General features: G+C 55.6%; 29 protein-coding genes. 22 read left to right on the top strand and 7 right to left on the bottom strand.

The window, feature by feature from the left end; all coding sequences use genetic code 11:
* Nucleotides 1–39: 39 nt before the first annotated feature.
* From folC to hisP, 10 genes are all read left to right on the top strand, one after another.
* Nucleotides 40–1,308: a bifunctional tetrahydrofolate synthase/dihydrofolate synthase gene (gene folC, locus C3451_RS03180; RefSeq protein ID WP_045621146.1), complete on the top strand. Its 1,269-nt coding sequence runs from the start codon at nucleotides 40–42 to the stop codon at nucleotides 1,306–1,308.
* Nucleotides 1,298–1,984 (top strand): cell division protein DedD, encoded by a 687-nt coding sequence (dedD, locus tag C3451_RS03175; protein ID WP_023300639.1) that lies wholly within the window; start codon nucleotides 1,298–1,300, stop codon nucleotides 1,982–1,984. The genes folC and dedD overlap by 11 nt, the downstream gene beginning before the upstream one ends.
* Nucleotides 1,985–2,238: 254 nt before the next feature.
* The gene (gene cvpA, locus C3451_RS03170) at nucleotides 2,239–2,727 is read left to right on the top strand and encodes a colicin V production protein (protein ID WP_000262116.1); all 489 of its coding nucleotides are present in this window, start codon (nucleotides 2,239–2,241) and stop codon (nucleotides 2,725–2,727) included.
* A gap of 33 nt (nucleotides 2,728–2,760) precedes the next feature.
* Nucleotides 2,761–4,278: an amidophosphoribosyltransferase gene (purF, locus tag C3451_RS03165; protein ID WP_006811407.1), complete on the top strand. Its 1,518-nt coding sequence runs from the start codon at nucleotides 2,761–2,763 to the stop codon at nucleotides 4,276–4,278.
* Nucleotides 4,279–4,367: 89 nt separating this feature from the next.
* Nucleotides 4,368–4,937 (top strand): UbiX family flavin prenyltransferase, encoded by a 570-nt coding sequence (locus C3451_RS03160; protein ID WP_015572254.1) that lies wholly within the window; start codon nucleotides 4,368–4,370, stop codon nucleotides 4,935–4,937.
* A 290-nt stretch (nucleotides 4,938–5,227) separates the two neighbouring features.
* Nucleotides 5,228–6,010 carry a lysine/arginine/ornithine ABC transporter substrate-binding protein ArgT gene (gene argT, locus C3451_RS03155; RefSeq protein WP_015572255.1) on the top strand — a complete coding sequence of 261 codons (783 nt, stop codon included), beginning with the start codon at nucleotides 5,228–5,230 and terminating at the stop codon, nucleotides 6,008–6,010.
* A 226-nt stretch (nucleotides 6,011–6,236) separates the two neighbouring features.
* Nucleotides 6,237–7,019, top strand: a complete 783-nt coding sequence (gene hisJ / locus C3451_RS03150) for a histidine ABC transporter substrate-binding protein HisJ (protein WP_124304231.1) — start codon at nucleotides 6,237–6,239, stop codon at nucleotides 7,017–7,019.
* Nucleotides 7,020–7,107: 88 nt separating this feature from the next.
* Nucleotides 7,108–7,794 carry a histidine ABC transporter permease HisQ gene (locus C3451_RS03145; RefSeq protein WP_006811404.1) on the top strand — a complete coding sequence of 229 codons (687 nt, stop codon included), beginning with the start codon at nucleotides 7,108–7,110 and terminating at the stop codon, nucleotides 7,792–7,794.
* A complete protein-coding gene (locus tag C3451_RS03140) occupies nucleotides 7,791–8,504 on the top strand; it encodes an ABC transporter permease (RefSeq protein WP_003861424.1) in 714 nt (237 codons plus the stop codon). The genes C3451_RS03145 and C3451_RS03140 overlap by 4 nt, the downstream gene beginning before the upstream one ends.
* Before the next feature lie 9 nt (nucleotides 8,505–8,513).
* Complete coding sequence (gene hisP / locus C3451_RS03135) at nucleotides 8,514–9,287, top strand: histidine ABC transporter ATP-binding protein HisP (protein WP_003861426.1); 774 nt, start codon at nucleotides 8,514–8,516, stop codon at nucleotides 9,285–9,287.
* Between the two features lie 140 nt (nucleotides 9,288–9,427).
* Here the strand turns inward: hisP and C3451_RS03130 are convergent, their stop codons facing one another.
* The 4 genes from C3451_RS03130 to yfcG all read right to left on the bottom strand — a co-directional run bounded on the left by C3451_RS03130 (nucleotide 9,428) and on the right by yfcG (nucleotide 11,962).
* A complete protein-coding gene (locus tag C3451_RS03130) occupies nucleotides 9,428–9,937 on the bottom strand; it encodes a GNAT family N-acetyltransferase (protein ID WP_045621145.1) in 510 nt (169 codons plus the stop codon).
* Between the two features lie 44 nt (nucleotides 9,938–9,981).
* On the bottom strand, nucleotides 9,982–10,875 hold the full coding sequence (locus tag C3451_RS03125; RefSeq protein ID WP_023300635.1) for a TIGR01777 family oxidoreductase: 894 nt from the start codon (nucleotides 10,873–10,875) through the stop codon (nucleotides 9,982–9,984).
* A gap of 13 nt (nucleotides 10,876–10,888) precedes the next feature.
* Nucleotides 10,889–11,257, bottom strand: a complete 369-nt coding sequence (gene folX / locus C3451_RS03120) for a dihydroneopterin triphosphate 2'-epimerase (RefSeq protein WP_038416456.1) — start codon at nucleotides 11,255–11,257, stop codon at nucleotides 10,889–10,891.
* Between the two features lie 75 nt (nucleotides 11,258–11,332).
* Nucleotides 11,333–11,962, bottom strand: coding sequence for a GSH-dependent disulfide bond oxidoreductase (gene yfcG, locus C3451_RS03115; RefSeq protein ID WP_038416454.1), 630 nt, complete (start codon nucleotides 11,960–11,962; stop codon nucleotides 11,333–11,335).
* Between the two features lie 140 nt (nucleotides 11,963–12,102).
* On the opposite strand from yfcG, the gene yfcF reads away from it, so the two are divergent.
* The 3 genes from yfcF to yfcD are packed head-to-tail and all read left to right on the top strand — an operon-like array spanning nucleotide 12,103 to nucleotide 13,976.
* Nucleotides 12,103–12,747 carry a glutathione transferase gene (yfcF, locus tag C3451_RS03110; RefSeq protein ID WP_045621142.1) on the top strand — a complete coding sequence of 215 codons (645 nt, stop codon included), beginning with the start codon at nucleotides 12,103–12,105 and terminating at the stop codon, nucleotides 12,745–12,747.
* A 55-nt stretch (nucleotides 12,748–12,802) separates the two neighbouring features.
* A complete protein-coding gene (gene yfcE / locus C3451_RS03105) occupies nucleotides 12,803–13,354 on the top strand; it encodes a phosphodiesterase (protein WP_045621141.1) in 552 nt (183 codons plus the stop codon).
* 55 nt (nucleotides 13,355–13,409) lie between these two features.
* Complete coding sequence (gene yfcD, locus C3451_RS03100; RefSeq protein ID WP_006811396.1) at nucleotides 13,410–13,976, top strand: NUDIX hydrolase YfcD; 567 nt, start codon at nucleotides 13,410–13,412, stop codon at nucleotides 13,974–13,976.
* Nucleotides 13,977–13,979: 3 nt separating this feature from the next.
* Here yfcD and C3451_RS03095 read toward each other — a convergent pair whose 3' ends face one another.
* Nucleotides 13,980–14,999 carry a LacI family DNA-binding transcriptional regulator gene (locus C3451_RS03095; RefSeq protein ID WP_003861441.1) on the bottom strand — a complete coding sequence of 340 codons (1,020 nt, stop codon included), beginning with the start codon at nucleotides 14,997–14,999 and terminating at the stop codon, nucleotides 13,980–13,982.
* Between the two features lie 236 nt (nucleotides 15,000–15,235).
* On the opposite strand from C3451_RS03095, the gene C3451_RS03090 reads away from it, so the two are divergent.
* From C3451_RS03090 to C3451_RS03070, 5 genes are all read left to right on the top strand, one after another.
* On the top strand, nucleotides 15,236–15,679 hold the full coding sequence (locus tag C3451_RS03090; RefSeq protein WP_045621140.1) for a PTS sugar transporter subunit IIA: 444 nt from the start codon (nucleotides 15,236–15,238) through the stop codon (nucleotides 15,677–15,679).
* Nucleotides 15,680–15,758: 79 nt separating this feature from the next.
* Nucleotides 15,759–16,031 (top strand): PTS sugar transporter subunit IIB, encoded by a 273-nt coding sequence (locus C3451_RS03085; RefSeq protein ID WP_003861447.1) that lies wholly within the window; start codon nucleotides 15,759–15,761, stop codon nucleotides 16,029–16,031.
* Between the two features lie 21 nt (nucleotides 16,032–16,052).
* Entirely contained in the window at nucleotides 16,053–17,444 is a 1,392-nt protein-coding gene (locus C3451_RS03080; RefSeq protein WP_045621138.1) for a PTS ascorbate transporter subunit IIC, read from the top strand.
* Nucleotides 17,441–18,271, top strand: a complete 831-nt coding sequence (locus C3451_RS03075; protein ID WP_032623854.1) for a transketolase — start codon at nucleotides 17,441–17,443, stop codon at nucleotides 18,269–18,271. The genes C3451_RS03080 and C3451_RS03075 overlap by 4 nt, the downstream gene beginning before the upstream one ends.
* On the top strand, nucleotides 18,264–19,217 hold the full coding sequence (locus tag C3451_RS03070) for a transketolase family protein (RefSeq protein WP_032623856.1): 954 nt from the start codon (nucleotides 18,264–18,266) through the stop codon (nucleotides 19,215–19,217). Before C3451_RS03075 ends, C3451_RS03070 begins: the two co-directional genes overlap by 8 nt.
* Before the next feature lie 111 nt (nucleotides 19,218–19,328).
* On the opposite strand, the gene pta is transcribed toward C3451_RS03070, so the two are convergent.
* Nucleotides 19,329–21,470: a phosphate acetyltransferase gene (gene pta, locus C3451_RS03065; protein WP_022648836.1), complete on the bottom strand. Its 2,142-nt coding sequence runs from the start codon at nucleotides 21,468–21,470 to the stop codon at nucleotides 19,329–19,331.
* A 75-nt stretch (nucleotides 21,471–21,545) separates the two neighbouring features.
* Complete coding sequence (ackA, locus tag C3451_RS03060) at nucleotides 21,546–22,748, bottom strand: acetate kinase (RefSeq protein WP_022648835.1); 1,203 nt, start codon at nucleotides 22,746–22,748, stop codon at nucleotides 21,546–21,548.
* 335 nt (nucleotides 22,749–23,083) lie between these two features.
* Here ackA and yfbV point away from each other — a divergent pair, with 335 nt between their 5' ends.
* The 4 genes from yfbV to C3451_RS03040 all read left to right on the top strand — a co-directional run bounded on the left by yfbV (nucleotide 23,084) and on the right by C3451_RS03040 (nucleotide 26,705).
* Complete coding sequence (yfbV, locus tag C3451_RS03055) at nucleotides 23,084–23,539, top strand: terminus macrodomain insulation protein YfbV (protein ID WP_003861459.1); 456 nt, start codon at nucleotides 23,084–23,086, stop codon at nucleotides 23,537–23,539.
* A gap of 92 nt (nucleotides 23,540–23,631) precedes the next feature.
* The gene (locus C3451_RS03050) at nucleotides 23,632–24,126 is read left to right on the top strand and encodes a YfbU family protein (RefSeq protein WP_008502874.1); all 495 of its coding nucleotides are present in this window, start codon (nucleotides 23,632–23,634) and stop codon (nucleotides 24,124–24,126) included.
* A gap of 11 nt (nucleotides 24,127–24,137) precedes the next feature.
* Nucleotides 24,138–24,797 (top strand): sugar phosphatase, encoded by a 660-nt coding sequence (locus tag C3451_RS03045; RefSeq protein WP_032623857.1) that lies wholly within the window; start codon nucleotides 24,138–24,140, stop codon nucleotides 24,795–24,797.
* Nucleotides 24,798–24,872: 75 nt separating this feature from the next.
* A complete protein-coding gene (locus C3451_RS03040) occupies nucleotides 24,873–26,705 on the top strand; it encodes an SLC13 family permease (protein WP_022648833.1) in 1,833 nt (610 codons plus the stop codon).
* The last annotated feature ends 43 nt before the right edge of the window (nucleotides 26,706–26,748 follow it).

Raw genomic sequence — 26,748 nt, 5'->3', positions numbered from 1 at the left:
CCCTTTTGCTTTCTAAACCGTTAATGACAACCGGGCATCATGGAAAATAAAAGCATTCCTCAAGCCACGTCGCCCCTGGCCGCGTGGCTTTCTTATCTGGAAAACCTGCACAGTAAAACTATCGACATGGGCCTTGAGCGCGTAAGCCAGGTTGCCGCGCGCCTTGACGTGCTGAAACCTGCGCCTTTCGTGTTTACCGTGGCCGGCACTAACGGTAAAGGCACCACCTGCCGCACGCTGGAATCTGCCCTGATGGCCGCCGGTTATAAGGTAGGCGTTTACAGCTCGCCGCATCTGGTGCGCTACACCGAGCGCGTGCGGGTGCAAAACACCGAGCTGGCCGAATCGGCCCATACGGCGTCGTTTGCCGCTATCGAAGCCGCGCGCGGCCATACCTCATTAACCTATTTCGAATACGGCACCCTGTCGGCGCTGTGGCTGTTTAAGCAGGCGCAGCTGGACGTGGTGATCCTGGAAGTAGGTCTGGGCGGGCGTCTGGATGCCACAAATATGGTGGATGCGGATGTCGCCGTCGTCACCAGCATCGCGCTGGATCACACCGACTGGCTGGGGCCCGACCGCGAAAGCATTGGCCGTGAGAAGGCCGGTATTTTCCGGGCCAATAAGCCTGCCGTGGTTGGCGAACCGGACATGCCGCATACCATCGCTGAAGTGGCGAAAGAGAAGGGTGCTCGACTGCTGCGTCGCGGCGTGGACTGGCAGTATGAGGTGCAGGACAATGGCTGGCGCTTCAGCGACGCGCAGGGCGTGCTGGAGAATCTGCCGCTGCCGCAGGTGCCACAGCCTAACGCGGCGACTGCGCTGGCAGCCCTGCGCGCCAGCGGATTAGCGGTAAGCGAGCAGGCAATCCGCGATGGCATTCAGAACGCACTGTTACCGGGACGTTTTCAGATTGTGAGTGAGTCACCGCGTCTGATTCTGGATGTTGCACATAACCCGCATGCGGCGGCGTACCTCGCAGGACGTCTCAAATCGTTACCAAAAACCGGGCGCGTGCTGGCGGTTATCGGTATGCTTCATGATAAAGATATCGGCGGCACGCTGGCCTGCATGGAGAGTGTGGTCGATAGCTGGTATTGTGCTCCTCTGGAAGGGCCGCGCGGCGCGACTGCTGAGCAGTTGATGGAACATCTCGGCAAAGGCGAAATCTACAGCAGTGTGGTTTCGGCCTGGCGTGCCGCGATGGCGGAGGCTAAACCAGAAGATACCGTGCTGGTGTGTGGGTCATTCCACACGGTGGCACATGTCATGGAAGTGATGGACGCGGGGAGAACCGGTGGCGAGTAAGTTTCAGAACCGTTTAACAGGAACCATTGTGCTGGTCGCGCTCGGGGTGATTATTCTCCCGGGATTGCTCGACGGGCAGAAAAAGCATTACCAGGATGAATTTGCGGCCATTCCGCTGGTACCCAAACCGGGCGATCGCGACGAGCCCGATATGCTGCCAGCGGCAACGCAGGCGCTGCCAGCCCAGCCGCCTGAAGGCGCAGCGGAAGAGGTGCGCGCAGGTGATGCAGCCGCGCCGTCTCTTGACCCGTCGCGTCTGGCGACGAACAATAACATCGAGATTGATCCGGTGCCGGTAGAACAGCCTAAGCCTGTTGAGAAGCCGAAACCGGTGGAGAAGCCGCAGCCGAAACCGCAGCGGGATAAAGCGGCCGAGCAACTGGCAGCCGCTTCAGAAACGCCACCGCCGGCGAAACAGGACGCGGCCCCTACCGGCAAAGCCTATGTCGTTCAGCTCGGTGCATTGAAAAATGCAGATAAGGTCAATGAGATTGTGAGTAAACTGCGCGGCGCGGGATACCGTGTTTATACTTCACCCACCACGCCGGTACAGGGTAAAATTACCCGTATCCTCGTGGGGCCGGATGCGTCTAAAGATAAGCTCAAAGGTTCGCTTGGCGAGCTGAAGCAAATCTCCGGCCTGAGCGGTGTGGTGATGAACTACAGCGCAAACTGACAGAAATTACCCCCTCACCCTAACCCTCTCCCCAAAGGGGCGAGGGGATGGTTTGCTCCCTCTCCCTTGAGGGAGAGGGCCGGGGTGAGGGGGAGGCAGACGTTCACAGAAACGTCAAAGGTGCGGTGGCGTTGAGCATTTTTTCAGCGCCTTTTTTATTTACGCGTGGGAAGGAAATCCCTACGCAAACGTTTTCTTTTTCTGTTAGAATTCGCCCCGAACTGGATGACAGGGCGTTTAATCGTGGGACACATATGGTCTGGATTGATTACGCCATCATTGCGGTGATTGGTTTTTCCTGTCTGGTTAGCCTGATCCGTGGCTTTGTTCGTGAAGCGTTATCGCTGGTAACCTGGGGTTGTGCTTTCTTTGTTGCCAGTCATTACTACACTTACCTGTCTGTCTGGTTCACGGGCTTTGAAGATGAACTGGTCCGAAACGGAATCGCCATCGCGGTGCTGTTTATCGCGACGCTGATTGTCGGCGCTATCGTCAATTACGTGATAGGTCAGCTGGTCGAGAAAACCGGTCTGTCAGGAACGGACAGGGTGCTCGGCATCTGTTTCGGCGCGTTGCGAGGCGTGCTCATTGTGGCCGCGATCCTGTTCTTCCTGGATACCTTTACCGGGTTCTCCAAAAGTGAAGACTGGCAAAAATCGCAGCTCATTCCGGAGTTCAGCTTCATCATCAGATGGTTCTTTGACTATCTGCAAAGCTCGTCGAGTTTCTTGCCCAGGGCATAAACCCTGAGATGTGGCTTAACGAGGAAAAGACGAATGTGCGGTATTGTCGGTATCGCCGGTTTCATGCCGGTAAACCAGTCGATTTATGACGCGTTAACGGTGCTTCAGCACCGTGGGCAGGATGCTGCGGGTATCATCACCATTGATGCAAACAACTGCTTCCGTTTACGCAAGGCGAATGGCCTGGTAAACGATGTGTTTGAAGCCCGCCATATGCAGCGTCTGCAAGGTAATATGGGGATCGGTCACGTTCGTTATCCTACTGCTGGCAGTTCCAGCGCCTCTGAGGCTCAGCCTTTTTATGTTAACTCCCCGTATGGCATCACGCTTGCCCACAATGGCAATCTGACCAATGCCCACGAGCTGCGTAAAAAGCTGTTCGAAGAGAAACGTCGCCACATTAACACCACCTCTGATTCTGAAATCCTGCTCAATATCTTTGCCAGCGAACTGGATAACTTCCGCCATTATCCGCTGGAAGCAGACAACATTTTTGCCGCCGTTGCCGCGACTAACCGCCTGATCCGTGGCGCGTACGCTTGCGTAGCGATGATCATCGGTCACGGCATGGTGGCCTTCCGCGATCCAAACGGCATTCGCCCGCTGGTGCTCGGCAAACGAGACCTCGGCGATGGCCGTTCCGAGTACATGGTTGCCTCCGAAAGCGTGGCGCTGGACACGCTGGGCTTCGAATTCCTGCGTGATGTCGCGCCAGGCGAAGCGGTCTACATCACCGAGAAGGGCCAGCTGTTTACCCGCCAGTGCGCCGACAATCCGGTGAGCAACCCGTGCCTGTTCGAATACGTTTACTTCGCGCGTCCGGACTCGTTCATCGACAAAATTTCCGTTTACAGCGCGCGCGTCAACATGGGGACGAAGCTGGGCGAGAAGATTGCCCGCGAGTGGGACGATCTCGACATCGACGTCGTGATCCCAATCCCTGAAACCTCCTGTGATATCGCGCTGGAAATTGCCCGTATTCTGGACAAGCCGTACCGTCAGGGCTTCGTGAAAAACCGCTACGTTGGCCGCACCTTTATCATGCCGGGCCAGCAGCTGCGTCGTAAGTCCGTACGTCGTAAGCTAAACGCTAACCGTGCCGAGTTCCGCGACAAGAATGTGCTGCTGGTGGACGACTCCATTGTGCGCGGCACGACGTCTGAGCAGATCATCGAGATGGCGCGTGAGGCCGGGGCGAAGAAAGTATATCTCGCCTCCGCAGCGCCGGAAATTCGCTTCCCGAACGTGTATGGCATTGATATGCCAACCGCTAATGAGCTGATTGCGCATGGCCGTGAAGTGGATGAGATTCGCCAGATCATCGGGGCCGACGGCCTGATTTTCCAGGATCTGAACGATCTGATCGACGCGGTGCGCGCCGAGAACCCGGATATTCAGCAGTTCGAATGCTCGGTATTCAATGGGATCTACGTGACAAAAGACGTAGACCAGCAGTATCTCGACTACCTTGATTCTCTGCGTAACGACGATGCGAAAGCCGTCCAGCTGCAAAACGATCTCGAAAGCTTAGAGATGCACAACGAAGGTTAATGCTCCGGCAAGTGAGGGGGCTCGCCCTCACTTGCAACTCCCCGTAAAATCCTGCACAGTCAGCCCTGAAATCAGCAAGGGCAAAAATCATGAAACGACTCATTGTAGGGATCAGCGGTGCCAGCGGCGCGATTTATGGCGTCCGGCTGTTACAGGTGCTGCGTGACGTTGCAGGCGTAGAAACCCATCTGGTGATGAGCCAGGCGGCGCGTCAGACCCTCTCTCTTGAAACCGATCTCTCTCTGCGCGATGTTCAGGCGCTGGCTGATGTTGTCCACGATGCCCGCGATATCGCCGCCAGCATCTCTTCGGGCTCGTTTAAAACGGCCGGCATGGTTATTTTGCCCTGTTCGATTAAAACCCTCTCCGGTATCGTAAACAGCTATACCGACACGCTGGTGACGCGTGCGGCGGACGTGGTGCTGAAAGAGCGTCGTCCTCTGGTGCTCTGCGTGCGGGAAACGCCGCTGCACCTGGGACATCTGCGTTTAATGACGCAGGCAGCCGAACTGGGAGCTGTGATAATGCCGCCGGTCCCCGCGTTCTATCATCGTCCGCAAACGCTGGACGATGTCATCAACCAGACCGTTAACCGCGTGCTGGATCAGTTCGATATAGACCTGCCGGAAGATCTCTTTACCCGCTGGCAGGGGGCGTGAGGCTGTGCACAAACAAGGTGCATGAAATGACTGTTTGCCCTGTTTCAGGGCAAAACTGCAACCGCGATCATATCCTCGACATTTAATTCGCTTTTTCCCTTTTTCTCTTTCCGGTTCGTTCGGCAGACCTGCTATCTTTCACCATTAAGGCAGTATCGCAACGTTTTATTAACATATTTAACGTCGTAGTTTTAACCCGACGACAATGTGGCATAAGACCTGCAAGAGCAGCCTGCAACACAACACACAACATAAACCATAATAAAATCACGGTTCTTGAGGGTAAATGTATGAAGAAGACGGTTCTGGCTCTGTCTTTGCTCGTGGGCTTGAGTGCAGCAGCAAGTAGCTATGCAGCGCTACCACAGACAGTTCGTATCGGTACAGACGCAACCTACGCGCCATTCTCCTCCAAGGATGCGAAAGGCGATTTCGTGGGGTTTGATATCGATCTGGGAAATGAGATGTGCAAACGCATGGAAGTGAAATGCACATGGGTGGGCAGTGACTTTGACGCGCTGATCCCGTCGCTGAAAGCCAAGAAAATTGATGCCATTATCTCTTCTCTCTCCATCACGGAAAAACGTCAGCAGGAGATCGCCTTCTCTGAGAAGCTCTACGCTGCCGACTCACGTCTGATTGCCGCGAAAGGCTCGCCAATCCAGCCGACCATCGACTCGCTGAAAGGCAAACATGTTGGCGTGCTTCAGGGCTCGACCCAGGAAGGTTATGCCAATGCTAACTGGCGCGAGAAGGGCGTCGATGTGGTGGCTTACCAGAACCAGGATCTGATCTACTCTGACCTGGCGGCAGGCCGTCTGGATGCCGCGTTTCAGGATGAAGTCGCCGCGAGCGAAGGCTTCCTGAAACAGCCTGCGGGTAAAGAGTACGCCTTTGCTGGCCCGTCGGTAAAAGACAAAAAATACTTTGGCGACGGTACCGGTATTGGCCTGCGTAAGGATGATACCGAGCTGAAAGCCGCCTTCGACAAAGCGTTTAATGAGCTGCGTAAAGACGGTACCTACGACAAACTGGCGAAGAAATACTTCGATTTCAACGTCTACGGTGATTAATGCCTGAATGAGATGCACTGAAGTGGTGCATTCCGGCAGGGTTATGTTCCAATATGGTGCAACACATGCACCATACTGGATCGCTGTGTGCATAGTTAAGCATTTAAAATGCAAAAATTCCCGTTCAAAGGCATTAATCTTTGCCTGAATGAGGGGATTAATGGCACATTAACAACACCCCGTCGTCGTAAAAATCTCGTATTAAGACAGTTTGTTGAGGACAGATATGAAAAAACTGGTGTTGTCACTTTCTCTGGTACTGGCTTTTTCCAGCGCCACCGCAGCATTCGCAGCAATTCCGCAGAAAATTCGTATTGGGACTGACCCAACCTACGCGCCTTTCGAATCGAAAAATGCGAAGGGGGAACTGGTCGGTTTTGACATCGATCTGGCTAACGAGCTGTGCAAACGCATTAAAGCGCAATGTACCTATGTTGAAAACCCGCTGGACGCGCTAATCCCGTCCCTGAAAGCGAAAAAAATTGACGTGATCATGTCCTCCCTGTCTATCACCGAAAAACGTCAGCAGGAGATTGCCTTCACGGACAAACTCTACGCGGCTGACTCACGTCTGGTGGTGGCGAAATCCTCTGACATTCAGCCAACCCTTGAATCTCTGAAGGGCAAACGCGTGGGCGTGTTGCAGGGTACGACGCAGGAAACATACGGTAACGAGCACTGGGCGCCAAAGGGGATTGAAATTGTCTCTTACCAGGGTCAGGAAAACATCTACGCAGACCTGACGGCAGGCCGTATTGACGCGGCATTCCAGGATGAAGTGGCGGCAATCGAAGGCTTCCTGAAACAGCCTGTGGGTAAAGATTACAAGTTCGGCGGTCCGTCCATTAAGGACGAAAAACTCTTTGGCGTTGGCACCGGTATGGGCCTGCGGAAAGAAGACAACGAACTGCGTGAAGCCCTGAACAAAGCGTTCGCCGAGATGCGCGCGGACGGCACTTACGACAAGCTGGCGAAAAAGTACTTCGATTTTAATGTTTACGGCGGCTAATCGCCCCGTCTGATAACGTGCGGCCCCTCCCGTTGCGGGAGGGGAAAAGACACGGTTCCACCACTCACGAGACGACAGGGCACGCGGTATGCTGTACGGATTTTCTGGCGTTATTTTACAGGGCGCGCTTGTCACCCTTGAGCTGGCTATCAGCTCCGTGGTGCTGGCGGTGCTGATAGGCCTGGCGGGCGCGGGGGCAAAGTTATCCGCCAACAGACCGCTGGCGCTGATATTTGAAGGCTATACCACGCTGATTCGCGGCGTGCCTGACCTGGTGCTGATGCTGCTGATCTTTTATGGCCTGCAAATCGCACTTAACGGCGTCACGGATGCCATCGGCATGGATCAGATCGATATCGACCCGATGGTGGCCGGTATTATTACCCTTGGTTTTATCTACGGTGCTTATTTCACTGAGACCTTTCGCGGCGCTTACATGGCCGTGCCGAAAGGGCACATTGAAGCGGCGACCGCCTACGGTTTTACCTCCTCACAAACGTTTCGCCGGATCATGTTCCCGGCCATGATGCGCTACGCGCTGCCGGGCATCGGTAACAACTGGCAGGTTATTCTCAAGGCAACGGCGCTGGTCTCCCTGCTGGGTCTGGAAGATGTGGTGAAGGCCACGCAGCTGGCGGGTAAAAGTACCTGGGAACCGTTCTATTTTGCGGTGGTCTGCGGCGTAATCTATCTGGTCTTTACGACCGTCTCCAATGGTGTGCTGCTTCTGCTCGAACGTCGCTACTCCGTGGGTGTGAAGAGGGCTGATCTGTGATTGAGATTATTCAGGAGTACTGGAAATCCCTGCTGTGGACGGATGGCTACCGCTTTACTGGCGTGGCGATCACGCTGTGGCTGCTGATCTCCTCGGTGGTCATGGGCGGCATTCTGGCGGTGTTTCTCGCCATTGGCCGCGTGTCGAACAACAAATTTATCCAGTTTCCGATCTGGCTGTTCACCTACGTGTTTCGCGGTACGCCGCTGTACGTGCAGCTGCTGGTGTTCTATTCCGGAATGTACACGCTGGAGATCGTGAAAGGCACCGAGATGCTGAACGCGTTCTTCCGCAGCGGTCTGAACTGTACGGTGCTGGCGCTGACCCTTAATACCTGCGCCTATACCACCGAAATCTTCGCCGGGGCCATTCGTTCCGTGCCGCACGGTGAGATTGAGGCGGCGCGCGCGTACGGCTTCTCGTCCGTGAAGCTCTATCGCTGTATTATTCTGCCTTCAGCGCTGCGCATTGCGCTGCCGGCGTACAGCAACGAAGTGATTTTAATGCTGCATTCGACGGCACTGGCGTTTACCGCTACGGTGCCGGATCTGTTAAAGATTGCCCGCGATATTAACTCTGCCACCTACCAGCCGTTTACGGCGTTTGGCATTGCGGCAGTGCTCTATTTGATCATTTCTTACGTTCTGATCAGCCTGTTCCGTAAGGCTGAAAAACGCTGGTTGCAGCATATAAAACCGTCGACGCACTGAGAATTTATGATGGCTGAGAACAAATTAAACGTAATTGATTTGCACAAGCGCTACGGCGAACATGAAGTGCTGAAAGGGGTGTCGCTGGAGGCTAACGCGGGCGACGTGATCAGTATTATCGGCTCATCAGGTTCGGGTAAAAGTACCTTCCTGCGCTGCATCAACTTCCTCGAAAAGCCGAGCGAAGGATCGATTGTGGTGAGCGGACAGAACATCAACATGGTCCGTGATAAAGACGGTCAGCTTAAAGTGGCGGATAAAAATCAGCTGCGCCTGCTGCGTACGCGTCTGACAATGGTATTCCAGCACTTCAATCTCTGGAGCCACATGACGGTGCTGGAGAACGTGATGGAAGCGCCGGTTCAGGTGCTCGGCTTAAGCAAGCAGGAAGCCCGCGAGCGTGCGGTCAAATACCTGGCGAAAGTGGGTATCGACGAGCGGCAGCAGATCAAATATCCGGTGCACCTGTCAGGGGGACAGCAGCAGCGTGTTTCCATCGCCCGCGCGCTGGCGATGGAGCCGGAAGTATTGCTGTTTGACGAACCGACTTCCGCGCTGGATCCGGAACTCGTTGGCGAAGTGCTGCGCATCATGCAGAAGCTGGCGGAAGAGGGCAAAACGATGGTGGTGGTGACGCACGAGATGGGCTTCGCCCGTAACGTTTCTAACCACGTTATCTTCCTGCATCAGGGCAAGATTGAGGAGCAGGGGCATCCGGACGAAGTGCTGGCGAACCCGCAAAGCCCGCGTTTGCAGCAGTTCCTGAAAGGCTCGTTGAAGTAGGTTTGGCCTTTCTCCCTCTCCCTGTGGGAGAGGGCCGGGGTGAGGGCATCAGGCCGCAGAGCCGCCCAATTGCCCGGTGGCGCTTCGCTTTCCGGGCCTACAAAAACCGTAGCCCGGGCAAACGCAGTGTCGCCCGGCATTCAGACCGCCCCACACTCCAGCCGATACACCCAGTCGTCATACCGTACGCCGTTAATCTCGTACGCCTTCTCCAGTACCTGCGTGCGCACAAAACCTGCTTTCTCAAGAACCCGCACCGACCCAACGTTATCCGCCAGCACGTACGCGTTAAGCGCCTTCACGCCCGTCTGGTTAAATGCATACTCACACACCGCGCGCAGCGCCTCGCTGGCAATGCCTTTTCCCTGCGCGTCAGGCACAACCGTGTAGCCAATATCCGCCTCTTCACGGTTCGCCGCACTGATTTGCAGGCCGATATCCCCGAGCGGCGTAACGTCGTTATGCAGACGGATCACAAAGACATGCTCCGCCATCAGGCGCGCGGCAAATACGCGGCGCGTCTCTTTTTCAGGCATGATAGCGGCCATATAGCGCATGATGTTGGGGTCTTCGCGCAGAGAGCGAAAGAACGCCCAGTCAGAAGGTTCGAAAGGGGTGAGGTGAAGCCGGGTTGTGGTGATGGTTGCCATAGTTACGCCATATCATCCAGAGATGGCGTATAACTCTAACATATTCACTGCACCACATCCCCCAGCGCCTCTTCCAGGTCATACCAGCGGAACGTAAATCCGGCCGCTTCCAGCCGTTTTGGCAGCGCGCGCTGGCCGCCCAGCACCAGCACCGAAGATTCGCCCATCAACAGCCGAATCGCCGTCGCAGGCACGCGCAGTACCGCCGGGCGATGCAGGGCATGACCCAGGGCGTGAGCAAACTGTTCATTACGTACGGGGTAGGGAGATACCATGTTAAACGGCCCGCGCAGGTCGTTATCCAGCAGCCAGAGAATACCGTTGACCATATCGTCGATATGGATCCACGCCAGATACTGACGACCGTTGCCGATGGGCCCGCCAAGCCCCATTTTAAACGGCGGCAACATTTTACCGAGAATACCGCCTTTCGGAGCAAGCACCACGCCGGTGCGCAGCAGGCAGACGCGGGTGTTATCGCTCTGCGCCCCGCAGGCGATACGCTCCCACTGGGCGCAGAGTTTATGGGTAAACTCGTTGTGCGGCGGCTCTTCTTCGGTCACCACCACTTCACCAAGATCGCCATAGTAGCCTGTTGCAGAGCCGGAAATCAGCACCGAGGGCGGCATCTCGCTGTTACGAATCAGCTCAACCAGCCTTTCGGTCATGTTCCAGCGGCTGCTGCATAAACGCTGTTTTTGCTCTTCGGTCCAGCGTTTATCAGCGATAGGCTCGCCTGCGAGGTTGATGACGGCGTCAAAGCCGTTCAGATCCTGCCGTTCCGCCAGGCCTTTCCAGATCTCAACGCCGGTGCCCAGCACCTGGCGCGCTTTCTCCGGGCTGCGCGTGACCACGGTAATGTCGTGATGCAACGCCTGCAAACGTGGAATGAGATGGCGACCAATCAGCCCCGTACCGCCGGTGAGCAGGATCTTCATACAACCTCCAGGTTTACGCCTGGCGCTGCCAGCTTAACGTCATGGAGACGGAGTCGGCGTAGCGCAGGGCGTGAAGTTTATCGATCTCCACTTCAGCATAAGTGACCCAGTGGTGTTCGCGTGCGATGTCGAGCACATCCTGAGTTAATTTTTCCAGTAGCGCAAAACGGTTGTTCTCAACGTACTGGATGATGCTTTTGGTGATCGTGCGATAGTTCAGCGCGTCATTGATGTCTTCGCTGGCGCGCGCCTTGTCTGCCGGGTAATGGATCACTACATTCACCACGATATCCTGGCGATTCGCGATCTCCTCCTCTTTGATACCAATGAATGTACGTAAGCGAAGGTTTTTTATACGAATAATAGCGTCAAGCTGGGACATTGCAGGTCTTCTCCGTGTCAGTATTTTTACCTCATCATACATGAGGAGAACACCTGCACCCAACGGGGCACAGGCTCAAGTCTGATGGATTTTTTGCATGGCGCGTTCGGTTGCCGGGCGGGTCCGGATGCGCTCAAACCAGTTGTTCACCGCCGGATAAGTGGCCAGGTCGATCCGGTGGCGTTCATGGGTGTTGATCCACGGCCAGCAGGCGATATCTGCGATGCTGTAATGCTCACCTCCCAGCCACGGTGATTTTTCCAGCCGACGGTTCAGGACCCCGTACAGGCGCTGGGTTTCGACCTGATATCGCTCAATGGCGTAAGGGATCGTCTGCGGCGCATAGGCGGTAAAGTGATGATTCTGCCCCAGCATCGGCCCCAGGCCGCTCGACTGCCAGAATAACCATTGCAGTGTGTGATGACGCTCGCGCAACTCCCCGCTCAGGAGCTTGCCGGTTTTCTCTGCCAAATAAAGCAAAATCTCTCCGGACTCAAACAGGCTTAACGGTTTGCCCCCGTCAGAAGGCAGGTTATCAATGATGGCCGGAATTTTATTGTTGGGCGAGATGGCCAGAAAAACGGGGCGGAACTGATCGCCTTTGCTGATATCCACGCGAATGATCCGGTAGTCCAGTTCGGCTTCTTCAAGAAAGAGGGTGATCTTATGGCCATTAGGGGTGGGGGCATAATAGAGATCTATCATTCTCAACTCCTGTCAGTGCGAATAGTGTTGCCATGAAAAATCAGTATAGGTGCTTGTTGTAAATCGTGAGTTTTCATCAAGTGACAGCGAGGCAAAGAGATTATATGTTGAGTGAAAACCGATCAGCCGATGAGGATGTTATGAGCCAGCCTGTAATAACGTTGTGGTCCGATGCGAACTTTTTTTCTCCTTATGTCATGAGCGTTTATGTGGCGCTGGCAGAAAAGGGGCTAACTTTTAGTCTGAAAACCGTTGACCTGGACAGCGGCGAACATCTGCAACCTCATTGGCAGGGCTACGCGCTCACCCGCCGTGTCCCTGTGCTGGAGATTGACGGTTTTGAGTTGAGTGAATCCTCAGCGATTGACGAGTACCTTGAAGACCGCTTTGCCCCACCAGAGTGGGAACGCATCTATCCTCACGATCTGCAAAAGCGCGCCCGCGCCCGCCAGATCCAGGCGTGGCTGCGTAGCGACCTGGTGCCGATTCGCACAGAACGCTCCACGGACGTGGTGTTCGCTGGCGTCAAAAAGCCCGCCCTCAGCGAGGAAGGCTTATCCAGCGCCCGGAAGCTGATTGATACCGCGTCATCGCTGCTGTCACAGGGTAACCCAAACCTGTTTGGCGAGTGGTGTATTGCCGACACCGATCTGGCGCTGATGCTCAATCGCCTGATCCTCAACGGCGATGACGTCCCACAGCTGCTGGTGGATTACGCCACCTTCCAGTGGCAACGCGCGTCGGTACAGCGCTATCTGGCACTCTCTGCTAAGCGCGCGGGCTGATAAGACGGGGCGCTTGAGGTATGATAGGGCAGTCTGTATTCCCGAGGAGTAACTGATGAAACTGATGTTTGCGTCGGATATTCATGGATCGCTGCCCGCGACCGAACGCGTGCTTTCTCTGTTCGTCCAAAGCGGGGCGCAATGGCTGGTGATCCTGGGCGATGTGTTAAACCACGGCCCACGCAATGCGTTGCCGGAAGGCTATGCTCCCGCGCAGGTGGCGGAAAAACTTAATCATTTTGCCTCGCGCATTATCGCCGTTCGCGGCAACTGCGACAGCGAAGTTGACCAGATGCTGCTGCAATTTCCCATCACCGCTCCCTGGCAACAAGTGTTGATGGAAAACAGCCGTTTGTTCCTGACCCACGGGCACCTGTTCGGCCCGGATAACCTGCCGTCACTCGCCGCTGGCGATGTCCTGGTTTATGGTCATACTCATATTCCGGTGGCGGAAAAACGCGGGGCGTTTTACCACTTTAACCCCGGGTCTGTCAGCATTCCTAAAGGCGGTAACCCGGCAAGCTACGGCATGTATGAAGACGGAACATTAAGCGTTATCGCACTTAATGATCAGCAAGTTATTGCGCAGATAGCGATTAATCCGTAAGTTACACCACAACTGCAAACGCGCCGAAAGAGCGCTTAGACGAGAAGGTTTCCCGATGGTGGAGCAGAATCATTTGGCAAGTACTGAGTGGGTTGACATTGTCAGCGAAGAGAATGAAGTGATCGCGCAGGCCAGCCGCGAACAAATGCGTGCGGAGCGTCTGCGTCACCGCGCGACGTACATCGTTGTTCATGACGGCATGGGCAAGATTCTGGTCCAGCGTCGCACCGACACCAAAGATTTTCTTCCTGGTATGCTGGATGCCACAGCGGGTGGCGTCGTGCAGGCCGATGAAGTATTGCTGGATTCCGCGCGTCGTGAAGCGGAAGAAGAGTTAGGTATCGCTGGCGTGCCGTTTGCCGAGCACGGACAGTTTTATTTCGAAGATGAGCATTGTCGCGTCTGGGGCGGGCTGTTTAGCTGCGTTTCCCACGGACCTTTCGCCTTGCAGGAAGAGGAAGTGAGCGAAGTGTGCTGGATGACGCCGGAAGAGATCACCGCGCGTTGCGACGAATTCACGCCGGATTCCCTTAAAGCACTGGCGCTGTGGATGACCCGCAACGCCAAAAACGAATCCGCTAAACCGGAAAATAAGGCGGAAAAAGAGGAAGAGGCTGAGTAAGCCTTAACAGCTTTCCCGCAGACACAGGCTGGACGCGATGGGTTTATGGTCGCGCCAGTCTCCGTCATTCAGACGTTCCAGTAACGCTTTCCCGGCTTCAATCCCAATCTTGCGATGCGGTACTGCCATCGTCGTTAGCGGCGGCTGACAGACGCGGCTGACGTCGCTGTCGCCAAAGCCCACGACCGCTAAATCGTCCGGCACCTTGATGCGCCGACGCTGGCACTCATACAGCGCGCCGCAGGCCAGTTCATCTGATACGCACACCAGCGCATCCAGCTCCGGCCACGCCAGCAGAAACTCCGGCAATTGTGCCGCACCGGTGGAGAAGTTCGGCGGCATGGCGGCATTAATCACTCTGTTTGGCGCCAGGTGGTGGCGCAGCATCGCCTTGTACCAGCCCTGCAAATGCTGCTGAAAAATCCACTGCTCCTGGTTAGCGCACAGCAGGCCGATATTCTGGTAGCCGCGCTGAATCACCATTTCGGTAAGTTCATACATGGCGGCGACGTTATCAATCCCGATATTCATATCAATAGGATCGGCACGCATTGCACCCATTTCCATCACCGGGATAGAGGCGTTTTTTAGCCAGTGTCGCACGGTATCGGAGTGCTCGACGCTGAGCAGTATCGCCGCGGCGATGTTCGAGGCCAGCAGCGTTTCAAGCAGTTTCTCTTCCTGTTCAAGACGATGCTGAGATTCCGCCAGCATAATCTGATATCCGGCTGGCTGGAGCACCTGCTGTAGCCCGGCGAACATCTCGGAACAGCCAGCTTCGGAAAGATTGGGTACTACCATCGCAATCGTCCATGACGATGCCGATGCCAGTGCGCTGGCGGCAAGATTGGGCATGTAACCCAGCTCCTGCACCGCGGCTTCAATTTTTTCACGCAGTTTATCGGAAACCTGTTCGGGCGTGCGGAGGGCACGGGAAACAGTCATCGTGCCTACGCCGGCAAGCTGCGCGACATCCGCGAGCGTTACTTTTCCGGTACTGCGCCGTTTTCGGGTTAATGACATACATCTTCCTGCTGACAGGACGCGATTTAGTTTCATCCTTCATTTTACGTGACAGGCAGTATACGCCTTAAATCCCTTTTTTTGCTGTGATTTCGCACCAGGATAGCAATTTGATAGCGCTATCACAGTTCTGCATGTTAGTCGTTGGTAGCGCTATCTTTGTGATCGCGATCGCAGTCATTAATTGATGGGTTGAATAGAGTTTGCCCATGTCTGGTCTTTAGCGGGAGTGAAAAATGCTCAAAAAGTGGATATATGATACAACCATCATCCTACAGGATAGCGTTGAAAGCTGGCCCCAGGCGCTGGAACTGTGCGCGAAACCGCTGCTGGATTTGCAGGTCATTGCGCCGAAATATGTCACGGCTATCATTGAGCAGCACCACAGGTTAGGTCCCTACTATGTGCTGGCTCCTGGGCTGGCAATGCCACATGCGCGACCGGAAGAAGGGGCGAAAGGACTTGGCCTGTCATTATTAAAACTGAAACAGGGCGTCTCATTTGGTGCTGGTGAGTTTGACCCCGTCGATGTGATTGTGATGCTGGCGGCGCCGGACAAACATAGCCATATCGAAATGATCTCCGCCTTAGCAGAATTATTTTCCAGCGACGAAGATATGTCTGAATTACATCGGGCGAATACGCTGGAGGAGATAAAAACCGTCATCAATCGCTTCTGATTTAATTATTTAATCCGATTCATCTCAACATTACGCGTCAGCGTGATGGGGCGTACTCTACTCAAAAAAGGGGATAACAATGAAAATTATGGCTATTTGCGGCTCCGGCCTGGGCAGCAGTTTTATGGTCGAAATGAATATTAAAAAGGTGCTCAAAAAACTGGAAATTGAGGCAGAGGTTGAACACTCCGATCTCTCCTCGGCCACGCCGGGCGCGGCGGACCTGTTTGTAATGGCGAAAGACATTGCCGCCAGCGCCAGCGTGCCGGAAAGCCAGCTGGTGGTGATCAACAATATTATCGATATCAACGAACTCGAAGCGCAGCTGCGCGCCTGGTTCGAAAGACAATAATCCTGAAAAGGCGAGGTGGATATGTTTATCCTTGAAACGCTGAATTTCGTTGTTGATATTTTAAAAGTCCCTTCAGTCCTGGTCGGGTTAATTGCCCTGATTGGTCTGGTGGCGCAGAAAAAAGCCTTTTCAGATGTGGTAAAAGGCACAATTAAAACCATTCTCGGCTTTATTGTACTGGGCGGCGGCGCAACCGTGCTGGTGGGCTCTTTAAATCCGCTCGGCGGTATGTTTGAGCACGCCTTTAATATTCAGGGCATTATTCCCAACAATGAAGCTATTGTGTCGATTGCCCTGGAAAAATATGGTGCCTCCACCGCGCTCATTATGGCTTTCGGGATGGTGGCGAATATTATTGTCGCGCGCTTTACCCGCCTGAAGTACATCTTCCTGACCGGGCATCACACCTTCTACATGGCGTGCATGATTGGCGTGATCCTGACGGTCGCAGGCTTCGAAGGGGTCGGGCTGGTCTTTACCGGTTCGTTGATCCTCGGCCTGATTATGGCCTTCTTCCCGGCGATTGCGCAGCGCTATATGAAGCGTATTACCGGCAACGATGAGATTGCCTTCGGTCATTTCGGCACGCTGGGCTACGTGCTGTCCGGCTGGATTGGCAGCAAGGTCGGTAAAGGCTCGCGCTCCACCGAAGAGATGAACCTGCCGAAGAACCTCAGCTTCCTGCGCGACAGTTCGATCTCCATCTCACTGACCATGATGATTATCTACCTGATTATGGCGGTGAGCGCCGGGCGTGAGTACGTGGAGGCCACCTTCAGCGGCGGCCAGAACTACCTGGTGTACGCCATCATTATGGCCATCACCTTCGCGGCAGGCGTGTTTATCATCTTGCAGGGTGTGCGCCTGATTCTGGCGGAAATTGTCCCGGCCTTTACCGGCTTCTCGGAAAAACTGGTGCCCAATGCGCGACCTGCGCTGGACTGCCCGGTGGTCTACCCGTATGCGCCAAACGCGGTGCTGATTGGCTTCCTGTTCAGCTTCCTCGGCGGGATTGTAGGCTTGTTCATCTGCGGTCAGTTTAGCTGGGTGCTGATCCTGCCGGGCGTCGTGCCGCATTTCTTCACCGGTGCAACGGCGGGCGTGTTTGGGAACGCCACCGGCGGACGTCGCGGGGCGGTGATTGGCGCCTTTGCTAACGGCCTGCTGATCACCTTCCTGCCGGTCCTGCTGCTGCCTGTTCTGGGCGCGATTGGCTTTGCGAATACGACCTTCTCGGACGCCGACTTTGGCGCCGTCGGGATTGTGCTCGGCAACCTGGCGCGCTTCCTGTCGCCGCTTGCCATCACCGGACTGGTTGTTGTGTTGTTTGCGCTGCTGGTGGCCTACAACGTCTTCGCTAAAAACAAACCTGCAAGCGGTAACGCGCAGGAAAACCCCGGAGCCAAATCATGAATGAGAATGAAATAACCGAACTGGCGCGTCAGATCCGCCTTGAGACGCTGAAATCCCTGACGCAGCTGGGTTTTGGTCACTACGGCGGCAGCATGTCAGTCGTTGAAACGCTGGCCATTCTGTACGGCGCGGTGATGAAAATAGACCCGGCCGATCCGGACTGGCCAGAGCGCGATTACTTTGTGCTGTCGAAGGGACATGCGGGCCCGGCGCTGTACAGCACGCTGGCGATTAAGGGCTACTTCCCGATTGAAGAGCTGAGCACGCTAAACCAGAACGGAACGCGTCTGCCAAGCCACCCGGATCGCCTGAAAACACGCGGCGTGGATGCCACCACCGGATCGCTGGGGCAGGGGATCTCCATTGCAGGCGGCATGGCGCTGTCGCACAAGCTGGCAGAAAGGCCAAACCGGGTGTTTTGCATCGTTGGCGACGGGGAGCTGAACGAAGGGCAGTGCTGGGAAGCCTTCCAGTTTATTGCTCACCATCGACTGAACAATCTGACGGTGTTCGTGGACTGGAACAAACAGCAGCTCGACGGCGAGCTGGACGAAATCATCAGCGCCTTCGATCTGGAAGGCAAATTCCGGGCCTTTGGTTTTGACGTGGTGACGGTGAAAGGGGACGACATTCCGGCGCTGCTGGAGGTGACCGCGCCGATCCCTGCGACCGATGCGCGTCCGCGGGTGGTGATCCTCGACAGCATCAAAGGGCAGGGGGTGCCATACCTGGAACAGCTCAGCAACTCGCATCACCTGCGATTAACTGAGGAGAGCAAAGCGGCGCTCAACGAGACGATTCGCCAACTGGAGGCTTCACATGATTAAGGTTGCACCGACAGGACAGAAAGATTCGGTTGAGATGCGTAAGGTCTATGCGGGTTTTGTGGCAAAACAGATTGAGGCCGGGAGCGAGATTATTGCGCTCGAAGCGGATCTGATGAGTTCGATGGCGATGGACGGCGTAGCGCGTGATTATCCACAGCACGTCATCAACTGCGGCATTATGGAGGCCAACGTGATTGGGACGGCCGCCGGGCTGTCGCTCACCGGACGTAAGCCGTTCGTCCATACCTTTACCGCCTTTGCCAGCCGTCGCTGCTTCGACCAGCTGTTTATGTCCCTGGACTACCAGCGCAATAATGTGAAGGTGATTGCCTCGGATGCGGGCGTGACGGCCTGCCACAACGGCGGGACGCATATGTCGTTTGAGGATATGGGCATCGTGCGCGGTCTGGCGCATTCAGTAGTGCTGGAGGTGACCGATGCGGTGATGTTCGAAGATGTGCTGCGTCAGCTTATCGACCTGGAAGGCTTCTACTGGGTGCGGACCATCCGTAAACAGGCGCCGAGCGTCTATGCCCCGGGGTCAACCTTCACCATCGGCAAGGGCAACGTGCTGCGCGAGGGAATCGATATTACCCTGATTGCTAACGGCATTATGGTGGCGGAAGCGCTGGAGGCGGCGCGCCAGCTGGAGCAGGAGGGGGTAAGCGCAGCGGTCATCGACATGTTTACCCTGAAGCCCATCGATCGGATGCTGGTGAAAAATTATGCCGAGAAAACCAGGCGTATTGTGACCTGCGAAAACCACAGCATTCACAACGGGCTGGGGTCGGCGGTGGCGGAAGTGCTGGTGGAAACCTGTCCGGTGCCGATGCGGCGGGTTGGGGTGAAGGAGCGTTACGGTCAGGTAGGCACGCAGGACTTCCTGCAGAAGGAGTATGGCCTGACGGCACATGACATTGTGTCGGCGGCGCGTGAGTTGCTGTAATAAAAAAGGCGACCCGTTGAGTGGTCGCCTTTTTTTGCCGGATGGCGCTTCGCTTATCCGGCCTACAAAACCCTGGGCCCGGTAAGCGCTAGCGCCACCGGGCTTTTTAGCTTACTGCTGCTGCGAAGACTGGATCGCCGTCAGCGCGATGGTGTAGACGATATCGTCAACCAGCGCACCACGAGACAGGTCGTTCACAGGCTTGCGCATACCTTGCAGCATTGGCCCGATGGAGATCAGGTCTGCTGAACGCTGTACCGCTTTATAGGTGGTGTTACCGGTGTTCAGATCCGGGAAGATGAACACGGTAGCGCGACCTGCAACCGGCGAGTTAGGCGCTTTAGATTTCGCAACGTCAGCCATTACCGCGGCATCGTACTGGAGCGGGCCGTCGATCATCAGATCCGGACGTTTTTCCTGCGCAATGCGGGTTGCTTCACGGACTTTCTCTACGTCGCTGCCTGCACCAGAAGTACCGGTGGAGTAGGAGAGCATCGCGACGCGCGGTTCGATACCGAAGGCAGTCGCGGAGTCCGCAGACTGGATAGCGATTTCTGCCAGCTGCTCTGCGGTTGGGTCCGGGTTGATCGCGCAGTCGCCATAAACGTAAACCTGTTCAGGCAGCAGCATAAAGAACACGGAGGAGACCAGAGAGCTGCCCGGTGCGGTTTTGATCAGCTGCAACGGTGGACGGATGGTGTTCGCGGTGGTGTGAACCGCACCGGAAACCAGGCCGTCAACTTCGTCCTGCTCCAGCATCAGCGTACCCAGCACGACGTTATCTTCCAGCTGCTCGCGCGCAACGGCTTCGGTCATGCCCTTGTTCTTACGCAGCTCAACCAGGCGGGCAACGTAGCTTTCGCGAACCACTTCCGGGTCAACGATCTCAATGCCAGCGCCCAGCTCAACGCCCTGAGACGCCGCAACGCGGTTGATCTCATCCGGGTTACCCAGCAGCACACAGGTCGCGATACCGCGCTCTGCACAGATGGCCGCCGCTTTAACGGTACGTGGTTCGTCACCTTCTGGCAGAACCACGCGTTTGCCCGCTTTACGCGCCAGCTCGGTCAGCTGGTAACGGAAGGCTGGAGGAGACAGACGACGGCTGCGCTCGGACGTCGCCGTCAGGGATTCGATCCAGTCTGCGTTGATGTAGCCCGCAACGTATTCCTGAACTTTCTCGATACGCTCGTGGTCATCAACCGGCACTTCGAGGTTGAAGCTTTGCAGGCTCAGGGAGGTCTGCCAGGTGTTGGTGTTCACCATGAAGACTGGCAGGCCAGTGGCGAACGCACGTTCGCACAGCTTGCTGACGCGCGGGTCCATCTCGTAGGCACCGGTCAGCAGGATCGCACCGATTTCCACGCCGTTCATCGCAGCCAGGCACGCTGCAACCAGCACGTCTGGACGGTCAGCAGAGGTCACCAGCAGGGAACCTGCGCGGAAGTGTTCCAGCATGTGCGGAATGCTGCGCGCGCAGAAGGTCACGGACTTCACGCGGCGGGTGTTGATATCGCCTTCGTTAACGATGGTGGCATTCAGGTGACGCGCCATATCGATTGCACGGGTGGCAATCAGATCGAAGCTCCATGGCACCGCACCCAGCACCGGCAGTGGGCTGGAATCCTGCAGCTTAGCCGGGTCAACTTTGATGACTTTCGCTTTGGAAGAGTCGTCGAAGATTTCGGACAGGTCAGGACGCGTACGGCCCTGCTCATCTACTGGCGCGTTCAGCTTGTTAACAATCACGCCGGTGATGCTGGTGTTTTTCGCACCGCCGAAGCTGCTGCGCGTCAGTTCGATACGCTCTTTCAGCTGCTCTGGGGTGTCAGTGCCCTGAGACATCACGAAAACAATCTCTGCGTTCAGGGTTTTCGCGATTTCAAAGTTCAGAGACTGGGCAAACTGGTGTTTACGGGTCGGGACCAGGCCTTCAACCAGCACCACTTCAGCGTCCTGCGCGTTTGCGTGGTAGTTGGCGATGATCTCTTCCATCAGCACGTCTTTCTGGTTGCTGGAGAGCAGAGATTCAACGTGGCTCATCTTCAGCGGTTCAGCCGCTGGCAGATTGGAGTTCTTACGAACGATGGAGGTGGTCTGGTCTGGCGCATCGCCACCGGCACGTGGCTGGGCGATAGGCTTAAAGACGCTCAGACGAACGCCTTTGCGTTCCATAGCGCGGATCACGCCGAGGCTGACGCTGGTCAGGCCGACGCTGGTTCCGGTAGGGATCAGCATAATAGTACGGGACACGGTTTATCCTCTTTCGTTACCGCCGCGTTGGGCGGGCTACAAAACAGCACCGCCAGCATTGCTGGCGGTGTGGAATCAGGCAGTCAGGCGGCACGCGTCTTGCGCGATGACCAGCTCTTCGTTAGTTGGGATAACGATAGCCGGGCGGGTGCCTTCTTTGTTGATGAAGCCAGACTTGCCGAAGCGGGCAGCCAGGTTACGCTCGTGATCGACTTCGAAGCCCAGTACGCCCAGTTTGCCCAGGGACAGCTCACGTACCATTGCCGCGTTCTCACCGATGCCGCCGGTGAAGATAACCGCGTCCAGACGACCGTCCATCAGCGCGGTGTAAGAACCGATGTACTTCGCCAGACGGTGGCAATAAACGTCCATTGCACGTTTAGCGTCAGCTTTTTCTGCGTAGTTGTCTTCAACGTAACGGCAGTCGCTGGTGACTTCGGTCAGACCCAGCAGGCCAGACTCTTTGGTCAGCATTTTGTTGATGTCGTCAACGCTCATGCCCAGGGTGTCGTGCAGGTGGAAGATGATCGCCGGGTCGATATCACCGGAACGGGTACCCATCACCAGACCTTCCAGCGGGGTCAGACCCATAGAGGTATCAACACACTTACCGTTGCGGATAGCAGAAACAGAACCACCGTTGCCCAGGTGGCAGGTGATGATGTTGACTTCTTCAACCGGCTTGTTCAGTACTTTTGCGGCTTCCTGAGTCACATAGAAGTGGCTGGTGCCGTGTGCGCCGTAGCGACGTACGCCGTGCTCTTTGTACAGGCTGTATGGCAGGGCATAGAGGTAAGACTCTTCCGGCATGGTCTGATGGAACGCGGTGTCAAACACGGCCACGTTTTTATCTTTCAGATTCGGGAAGGATTTCAGTGCTTCAGCGATACCGATCAGGTGAGCCGGGTTATGCAGCGGTGCGAAAGACGCAGAGTCTTTGATGCCCTGAATCACAGAGTCGTCGATTACCACGGAGCTGGTGTATTTTTCGCCGCCGTGGACGATACGGTGACCAATCGCAGTCAGCTGAGCAGACAGTTCTGGTTTTTGTGCCAGAATAGTGTTAACGATAAAGTTCAGCGCTTCACTGTGAGCGGCGCCTGCACCTAAAGCCGCTTCTTGTTTGCTGCCGTCCATCTTCCACTTGATACGTGCTTCAGGCAGATGGAAACATTCGGCCAAACCAGAGAGGTACTCATCACCGTTGAGCGCATCGATGATGGCGAATTTCAGTGAAGAGCTACCGCAGTTCAGAACCAGTACTAACTTACTCGACATGGAAGTACCTATAATTGATACGTGGCTAAAAAAACGTCAATGAGTCTAAAGCGTAACGCATGCTGACTCAGACATTTATGATTAACATCATGCCAAACGAACATTCTGGCAGGATGGAAGAAATACCTATGATTTTAAGCCATTTTGAACATTTTTCAGACAATGGCATAATATGCGATAATTTGACGAGTTAACGCTTCTCGTCTACGGCCTATCAGGCTGGCACAGGATACCCGATACGGGGTAGCGATGACAAAATATTTTGAACGTTGTCATAGCCTGTTGTGGTTTTGCACGAAAATTTTAATTTTTATATGTGAAGTTGAGGTACAGCCATGTCAACACCTGAAATCCCGTCCGTGAACTTTTTTAGTCTGTTTCGTCGGGGACAGCATTACGCAAAGACATGGCCGATGGAAAAGCGCCTCGCGCCCATGTTTATTGAAAATCGCACTATTCGCGCCACGCGCTATGCGATTCGCTTTATGCCCCCGATCGCCGTCTTTACTCTTTGCTGGCAAATTGCGCTGGGTGGACAGCTTGGACCTGCCGTCGCGACGGCGCTCTTTGCGTTAAGCCTGCCGATGCAGGGATTGTGGTGGTTAGGTAAACGTTCCGTCACGCCACTTCCGCCTTCTATTTTACACTGGTTTTATGAAGTGCGTGGAAAACTGGAGGAGGCCGGCCAGGCGCTCGCCCCGGTTGAAGGCAAGCCGGATTATCAGGCGCTGGCGGACACCCTCAAGCGCGCGTTTAAACAGCTTGATAAAACATTCCTCGATGACTTGTGATTGATCATCGAAACGACGACCAAAAGAAGGCACAGTAACAATCAGTTACCGTGTCTTTTTTTTACAGTGCAATGCGCTACAGGAGTCGAAAGATGGAAATGACCCATGCTCAACGTCTGATTTTGTCTAACCAGTACAAGATGATGACTATGCTTGATCCCGATAACGCTGCGCGCTACAGCCGCCTGCAAACCATTGTTGAACGTGGTTTTGGCTTGCAGATGCGCGAACTGGATCGCGAATTTGGCGAACTGAAAGAGGAAACCTGCCGTATCGTTATCGACATCATGGAGATGTACCATGCGCTGCATGTGTCCTGGACCAATCTGAAAGACCAGCAGTCCATTGACGAGCGCCGCGTAACGTTCCTGGGCTTTGATGCCGCGACAGAAGCGCGCTATCTGAGCTATGTGCGCTTTATGGTGAACACCGAAGGGCGCTACACTCATTTTGATGCGGGTACGCACGGCTTCAACGCCCAGACCCCAATGTGGGATAAGTATCAACGTATGCTGAGCGCCTGGCACGCCTGTCCGCGTCAGTACCATTTAAGCAGCAACGAAATTCAACAAATCATTAATGCCTGACGGAGGTGCGTGTGCAGTGTAAAGGTTTTCTGTTTGATCTGGACGGTACGCTGGTGGATTCGCTGCCGGTAGTGGAGCGTTCCTGGTGTCATTGGGCCGACAGGCACGGCATTGACCATCAGGATGTACTGAATTTCATCCATGGCAAACAGGCCATTACCTCATTGCGGTACTTCCTGGCGGGACGTCCTGAGGAAGAGATTCAGGCGGAGTTCAAATATCTGGAGCAGATTGAAGCTACCGACACTGAGGGCATCACCGCGCTGCCCGGTGCGCGCGAATTGCTTGAGCATCTGAATGAAGCGCAGATCCCGTGGGCTATCGTCACCTCCGGCTCGGTTCCTGTCGCGCATGCCCGCCATAAGGCGGCCGGTTTACCGACGCCGGACGTCTTCATTACCGCTGAGCGCGTAAAGCGCGGCAAGCCCGAACCGGATGCGTTTCTGCTCGGCGCTGAACTGCTCGGCCTTGCGCCAGCGGAGTGCGTGGTGGTGGAAGACGCGGCGGCAGGCGTGCTGGCCGGGCTGAACGCCGGAAGCCACGTCATTGCCGTTAACGTCCCGGCGGGGTCCCCCCGGCTGGAGGAGGCGGATTTTGTGCTTAATACTCTGACCGCCATCGACGTCTCGAAGGCATCAGACGGCGTTGTAACCGTCTCGCTAAAAATGTAATCCCATGATATAGCCCCGCATTACCGGGGCTTTTTTATGGCAGAATTGCTTCTCCTCCACTGACAAGGACATGTTGTGAACGGTGAACTGATTTGGGTCCTGAGCCTGCTGTTAATCGCCATCATTCTTTTTGCCACGGGCAAGGTGCGCATGGATGCCGTCGCCCTGTTTGTGATTGTCGCGTTCGTTCTGAGCGGTACCCTTTCCCTGCCGGAAGCCTTTTCCGGGTTTAGCGATCCCAACGTTATTTTGATTGCCGCCCTGTTTATTATTGGCGACGGGCTGGTACGCACCGGCGTGGCGACAATGATGGGGTCGTGGCTGGTTAAAGTGGCGGGCAGCAGCGAAACCAAAATGCTGATTTACCTGATGCTGACGGTCGCCGGACTGGGTGCGTTTATGAGCTCGACGGGGGTCGTGGCCATCTTTATTCCGGTTGTGCTGAGCGTCTGCATGAGGATGCAGATCTCCCCGTCGCGGCTGATGATGCCGTTGAGCTTTGCCGGGCTCATCAGCGGCATGATGACGCTGGTCGCGACCCCGCCGAACCTCGTCGTGAACAGCGAACTGATCCGTGAGGGGCTTGAGGGGTTTAGCTTTTTCAGCGTCACGCCGATCGGGCTGGTTGTACTGGTGATGGGCATTATCTATATGCTGTTGACCCGTTTCGCGCTGAAAGGGGAGAAGCAGGACAAAGCCAAAGAGGGCTGGAAGCGGCGAACTTTTCGCGATTTGATCAAAGAGTACCGTCTGACCGGGCGCGCCCGTCGGCTGGCTATCCGCCCCGGTTCGCCGATGATAGGCCAGCGGCTGGACGACCTTAAGCTACGCGAACGCTATGGCGCGAACGTCATCGGGGTTGAGCGCTGGCGTCGTTTTCGTCGGGTAATCGTTAACGTGAATGGGGTGTCAGAGTTTCGCGCGCGTGACGTCCTGCTGATTGATATGTCCACCGCGGACGTGGATCTGCGAGAGTTTTGTAGCGAGCAGCTGCTGGAGCCGATGGTGCTGCGCGGCGAGTATTTCTCCGACCGGGCGCTGGATGTGGGAATGGCCGAGGTGTCGCTGATCCCGGAATCGGAGTTATTGGGCAAAACCGTGCGCGAAATCGGCTTTCGTACCCGCTATGGCCTCAACGTGGTGGGCCTGAAGCGCGATGGCGTAGCCCTTGAAGGGGCGGTGGTGGATGAGCCGATCCTGCTGGGGGATATCTTCCTCGTGGTCGGCAACTGGAAACTGATTAGCCAGCTCGGGCAGAAAGGCCGCGATTTTGTGGTGCTGAATATGCCGATTGAAGAGAGCGACGCGTCACCGGCGCACAGTCAGGCGCCCCATGCGATTTTTTGCCTGGTGTTGATGGTCGCGTTGATGCTGACGGACGAGATCCCTAACCCGGTGGCGGCGATAATCGCCTGTCTGTTAATGGGCAAATTCCGCTGTATCGACGCCGAAAGCGCTTACAAAGCGATTCACTGGCCAAGCATCATTCTCATCGTTGGGATGATGCCCTTCGCCCTGGCGCTACAGAAAACCGGCGGGGTGGATTTGATCGTAAAAGGCTTAATGGACGCGGGCGGGGGATATGGTCCGTACCTGATGATGGTTTGCCTGTTCGTCATGTGCGCCACCATTGGTTTGTTCATCTCCAATACCGCAACGGCGGTGCTGATGGCGCCTATTGCGCTGGCGATGGCAAAATCGATGGGCGTTTCGCCCTATCCGTTTGCGATGGTGGTAGCGATGGCGGCGTCCGCGGCATTTATGACGCCGGTATCTTCCCCGGTCAATACCCTGGTGCTGGGGCCGGGAAACTATCGATTCAGCGATTTTGTAAAGCTGGGCGTGCCGTTCACCGTGCTGGTGATGCTGGTATGCGTGGTGCTGATTCCGGTGTTATTCCCGTTCTGAGAACATCGCCGGGTGGCGGCTACGCCTTACCCGGCCTACGTGA

Origin of the sequence: Enterobacter sp. 301B, assembly GCF_003850715.1 — a bacterium.
GTDB classification, from domain to species: Bacteria; Pseudomonadota; Gammaproteobacteria; order Enterobacterales; family Enterobacteriaceae; genus Enterobacter; species Enterobacter intestinihominis.
Note: the sequence above shows the minus strand (reverse complement) of the source record. Positions and strands in the feature narration are given on the sequence as shown.

Bases quoted from the DNA above. Each gene is read 5' to 3' on its own strand.
- C3451_RS03130 (WP_045621145.1), bottom strand. From the start codon at position 9,937: ATGGCAACCATCACCACAACCCGGCTTCACCTCACCCCTTTCGAACCT.
- C3451_RS03090 (WP_045621140.1), top strand. From the start codon at position 15,236: ATGCTCAAAAAGTGGATATATGATACAACCATCATCCTACAGGATAGC.
- C3451_RS03145 (WP_006811404.1), top strand. From the start codon at position 7,108: ATGCTGTACGGATTTTCTGGCGTTATTTTACAGGGCGCGCTTGTCACC.
- yfcD (WP_006811396.1), top strand. From the start codon at position 13,410: ATGGTGGAGCAGAATCATTTGGCAAGTACTGAGTGGGTTGACATTGTC.
- purF (WP_006811407.1), top strand. From the start codon at position 2,761: ATGTGCGGTATTGTCGGTATCGCCGGTTTCATGCCGGTAAACCAGTCG.
- hisP (WP_003861426.1), top strand. From the start codon at position 8,514: ATGGCTGAGAACAAATTAAACGTAATTGATTTGCACAAGCGCTACGGC.
- folC (WP_045621146.1), top strand. From the start codon at position 40: ATGGAAAATAAAAGCATTCCTCAAGCCACGTCGCCCCTGGCCGCGTGG.
- C3451_RS03085 (WP_003861447.1), top strand. From the start codon at position 15,759: ATGAAAATTATGGCTATTTGCGGCTCCGGCCTGGGCAGCAGTTTTATG.
- cvpA (WP_000262116.1), top strand. From the start codon at position 2,239: ATGGTCTGGATTGATTACGCCATCATTGCGGTGATTGGTTTTTCCTGT.
- C3451_RS03070 (WP_032623856.1), top strand. From the start codon at position 18,264: ATGATTAAGGTTGCACCGACAGGACAGAAAGATTCGGTTGAGATGCGT.
- argT (WP_015572255.1), top strand. From the start codon at position 5,228: ATGAAGAAGACGGTTCTGGCTCTGTCTTTGCTCGTGGGCTTGAGTGCA.
- C3451_RS03080 (WP_045621138.1), top strand. From the start codon at position 16,053: ATGTTTATCCTTGAAACGCTGAATTTCGTTGTTGATATTTTAAAAGTC.
- C3451_RS03075 (WP_032623854.1), top strand. From the start codon at position 17,441: ATGAATGAGAATGAAATAACCGAACTGGCGCGTCAGATCCGCCTTGAG.
- yfcE (WP_045621141.1), top strand. From the start codon at position 12,803: ATGAAACTGATGTTTGCGTCGGATATTCATGGATCGCTGCCCGCGACC.
- yfbV (WP_003861459.1), top strand. From the start codon at position 23,084: ATGTCAACACCTGAAATCCCGTCCGTGAACTTTTTTAGTCTGTTTCGT.
- C3451_RS03095 (WP_003861441.1), bottom strand. From the start codon at position 14,999: ATGTCATTAACCCGAAAACGGCGCAGTACCGGAAAAGTAACGCTCGCG.
- C3451_RS03160 (WP_015572254.1), top strand. From the start codon at position 4,368: ATGAAACGACTCATTGTAGGGATCAGCGGTGCCAGCGGCGCGATTTAT.
- yfcF (WP_045621142.1), top strand. From the start codon at position 12,103: ATGAGCCAGCCTGTAATAACGTTGTGGTCCGATGCGAACTTTTTTTCT.
- yfcG (WP_038416454.1), bottom strand. From the start codon at position 11,962: ATGATAGATCTCTATTATGCCCCCACCCCTAATGGCCATAAGATCACC.
- hisJ (WP_124304231.1), top strand. From the start codon at position 6,237: ATGAAAAAACTGGTGTTGTCACTTTCTCTGGTACTGGCTTTTTCCAGC.
- C3451_RS03125 (WP_023300635.1), bottom strand. From the start codon at position 10,875: ATGAAGATCCTGCTCACCGGCGGTACGGGGCTGATTGGTCGCCATCTC.
- folX (WP_038416456.1), bottom strand. From the start codon at position 11,257: ATGTCCCAGCTTGACGCTATTATTCGTATAAAAAACCTTCGCTTACGT.
- C3451_RS03050 (WP_008502874.1), top strand. From the start codon at position 23,632: ATGGAAATGACCCATGCTCAACGTCTGATTTTGTCTAACCAGTACAAG.
- ackA (WP_022648835.1), bottom strand. From the start codon at position 22,748: ATGTCGAGTAAGTTAGTACTGGTTCTGAACTGCGGTAGCTCTTCACTG.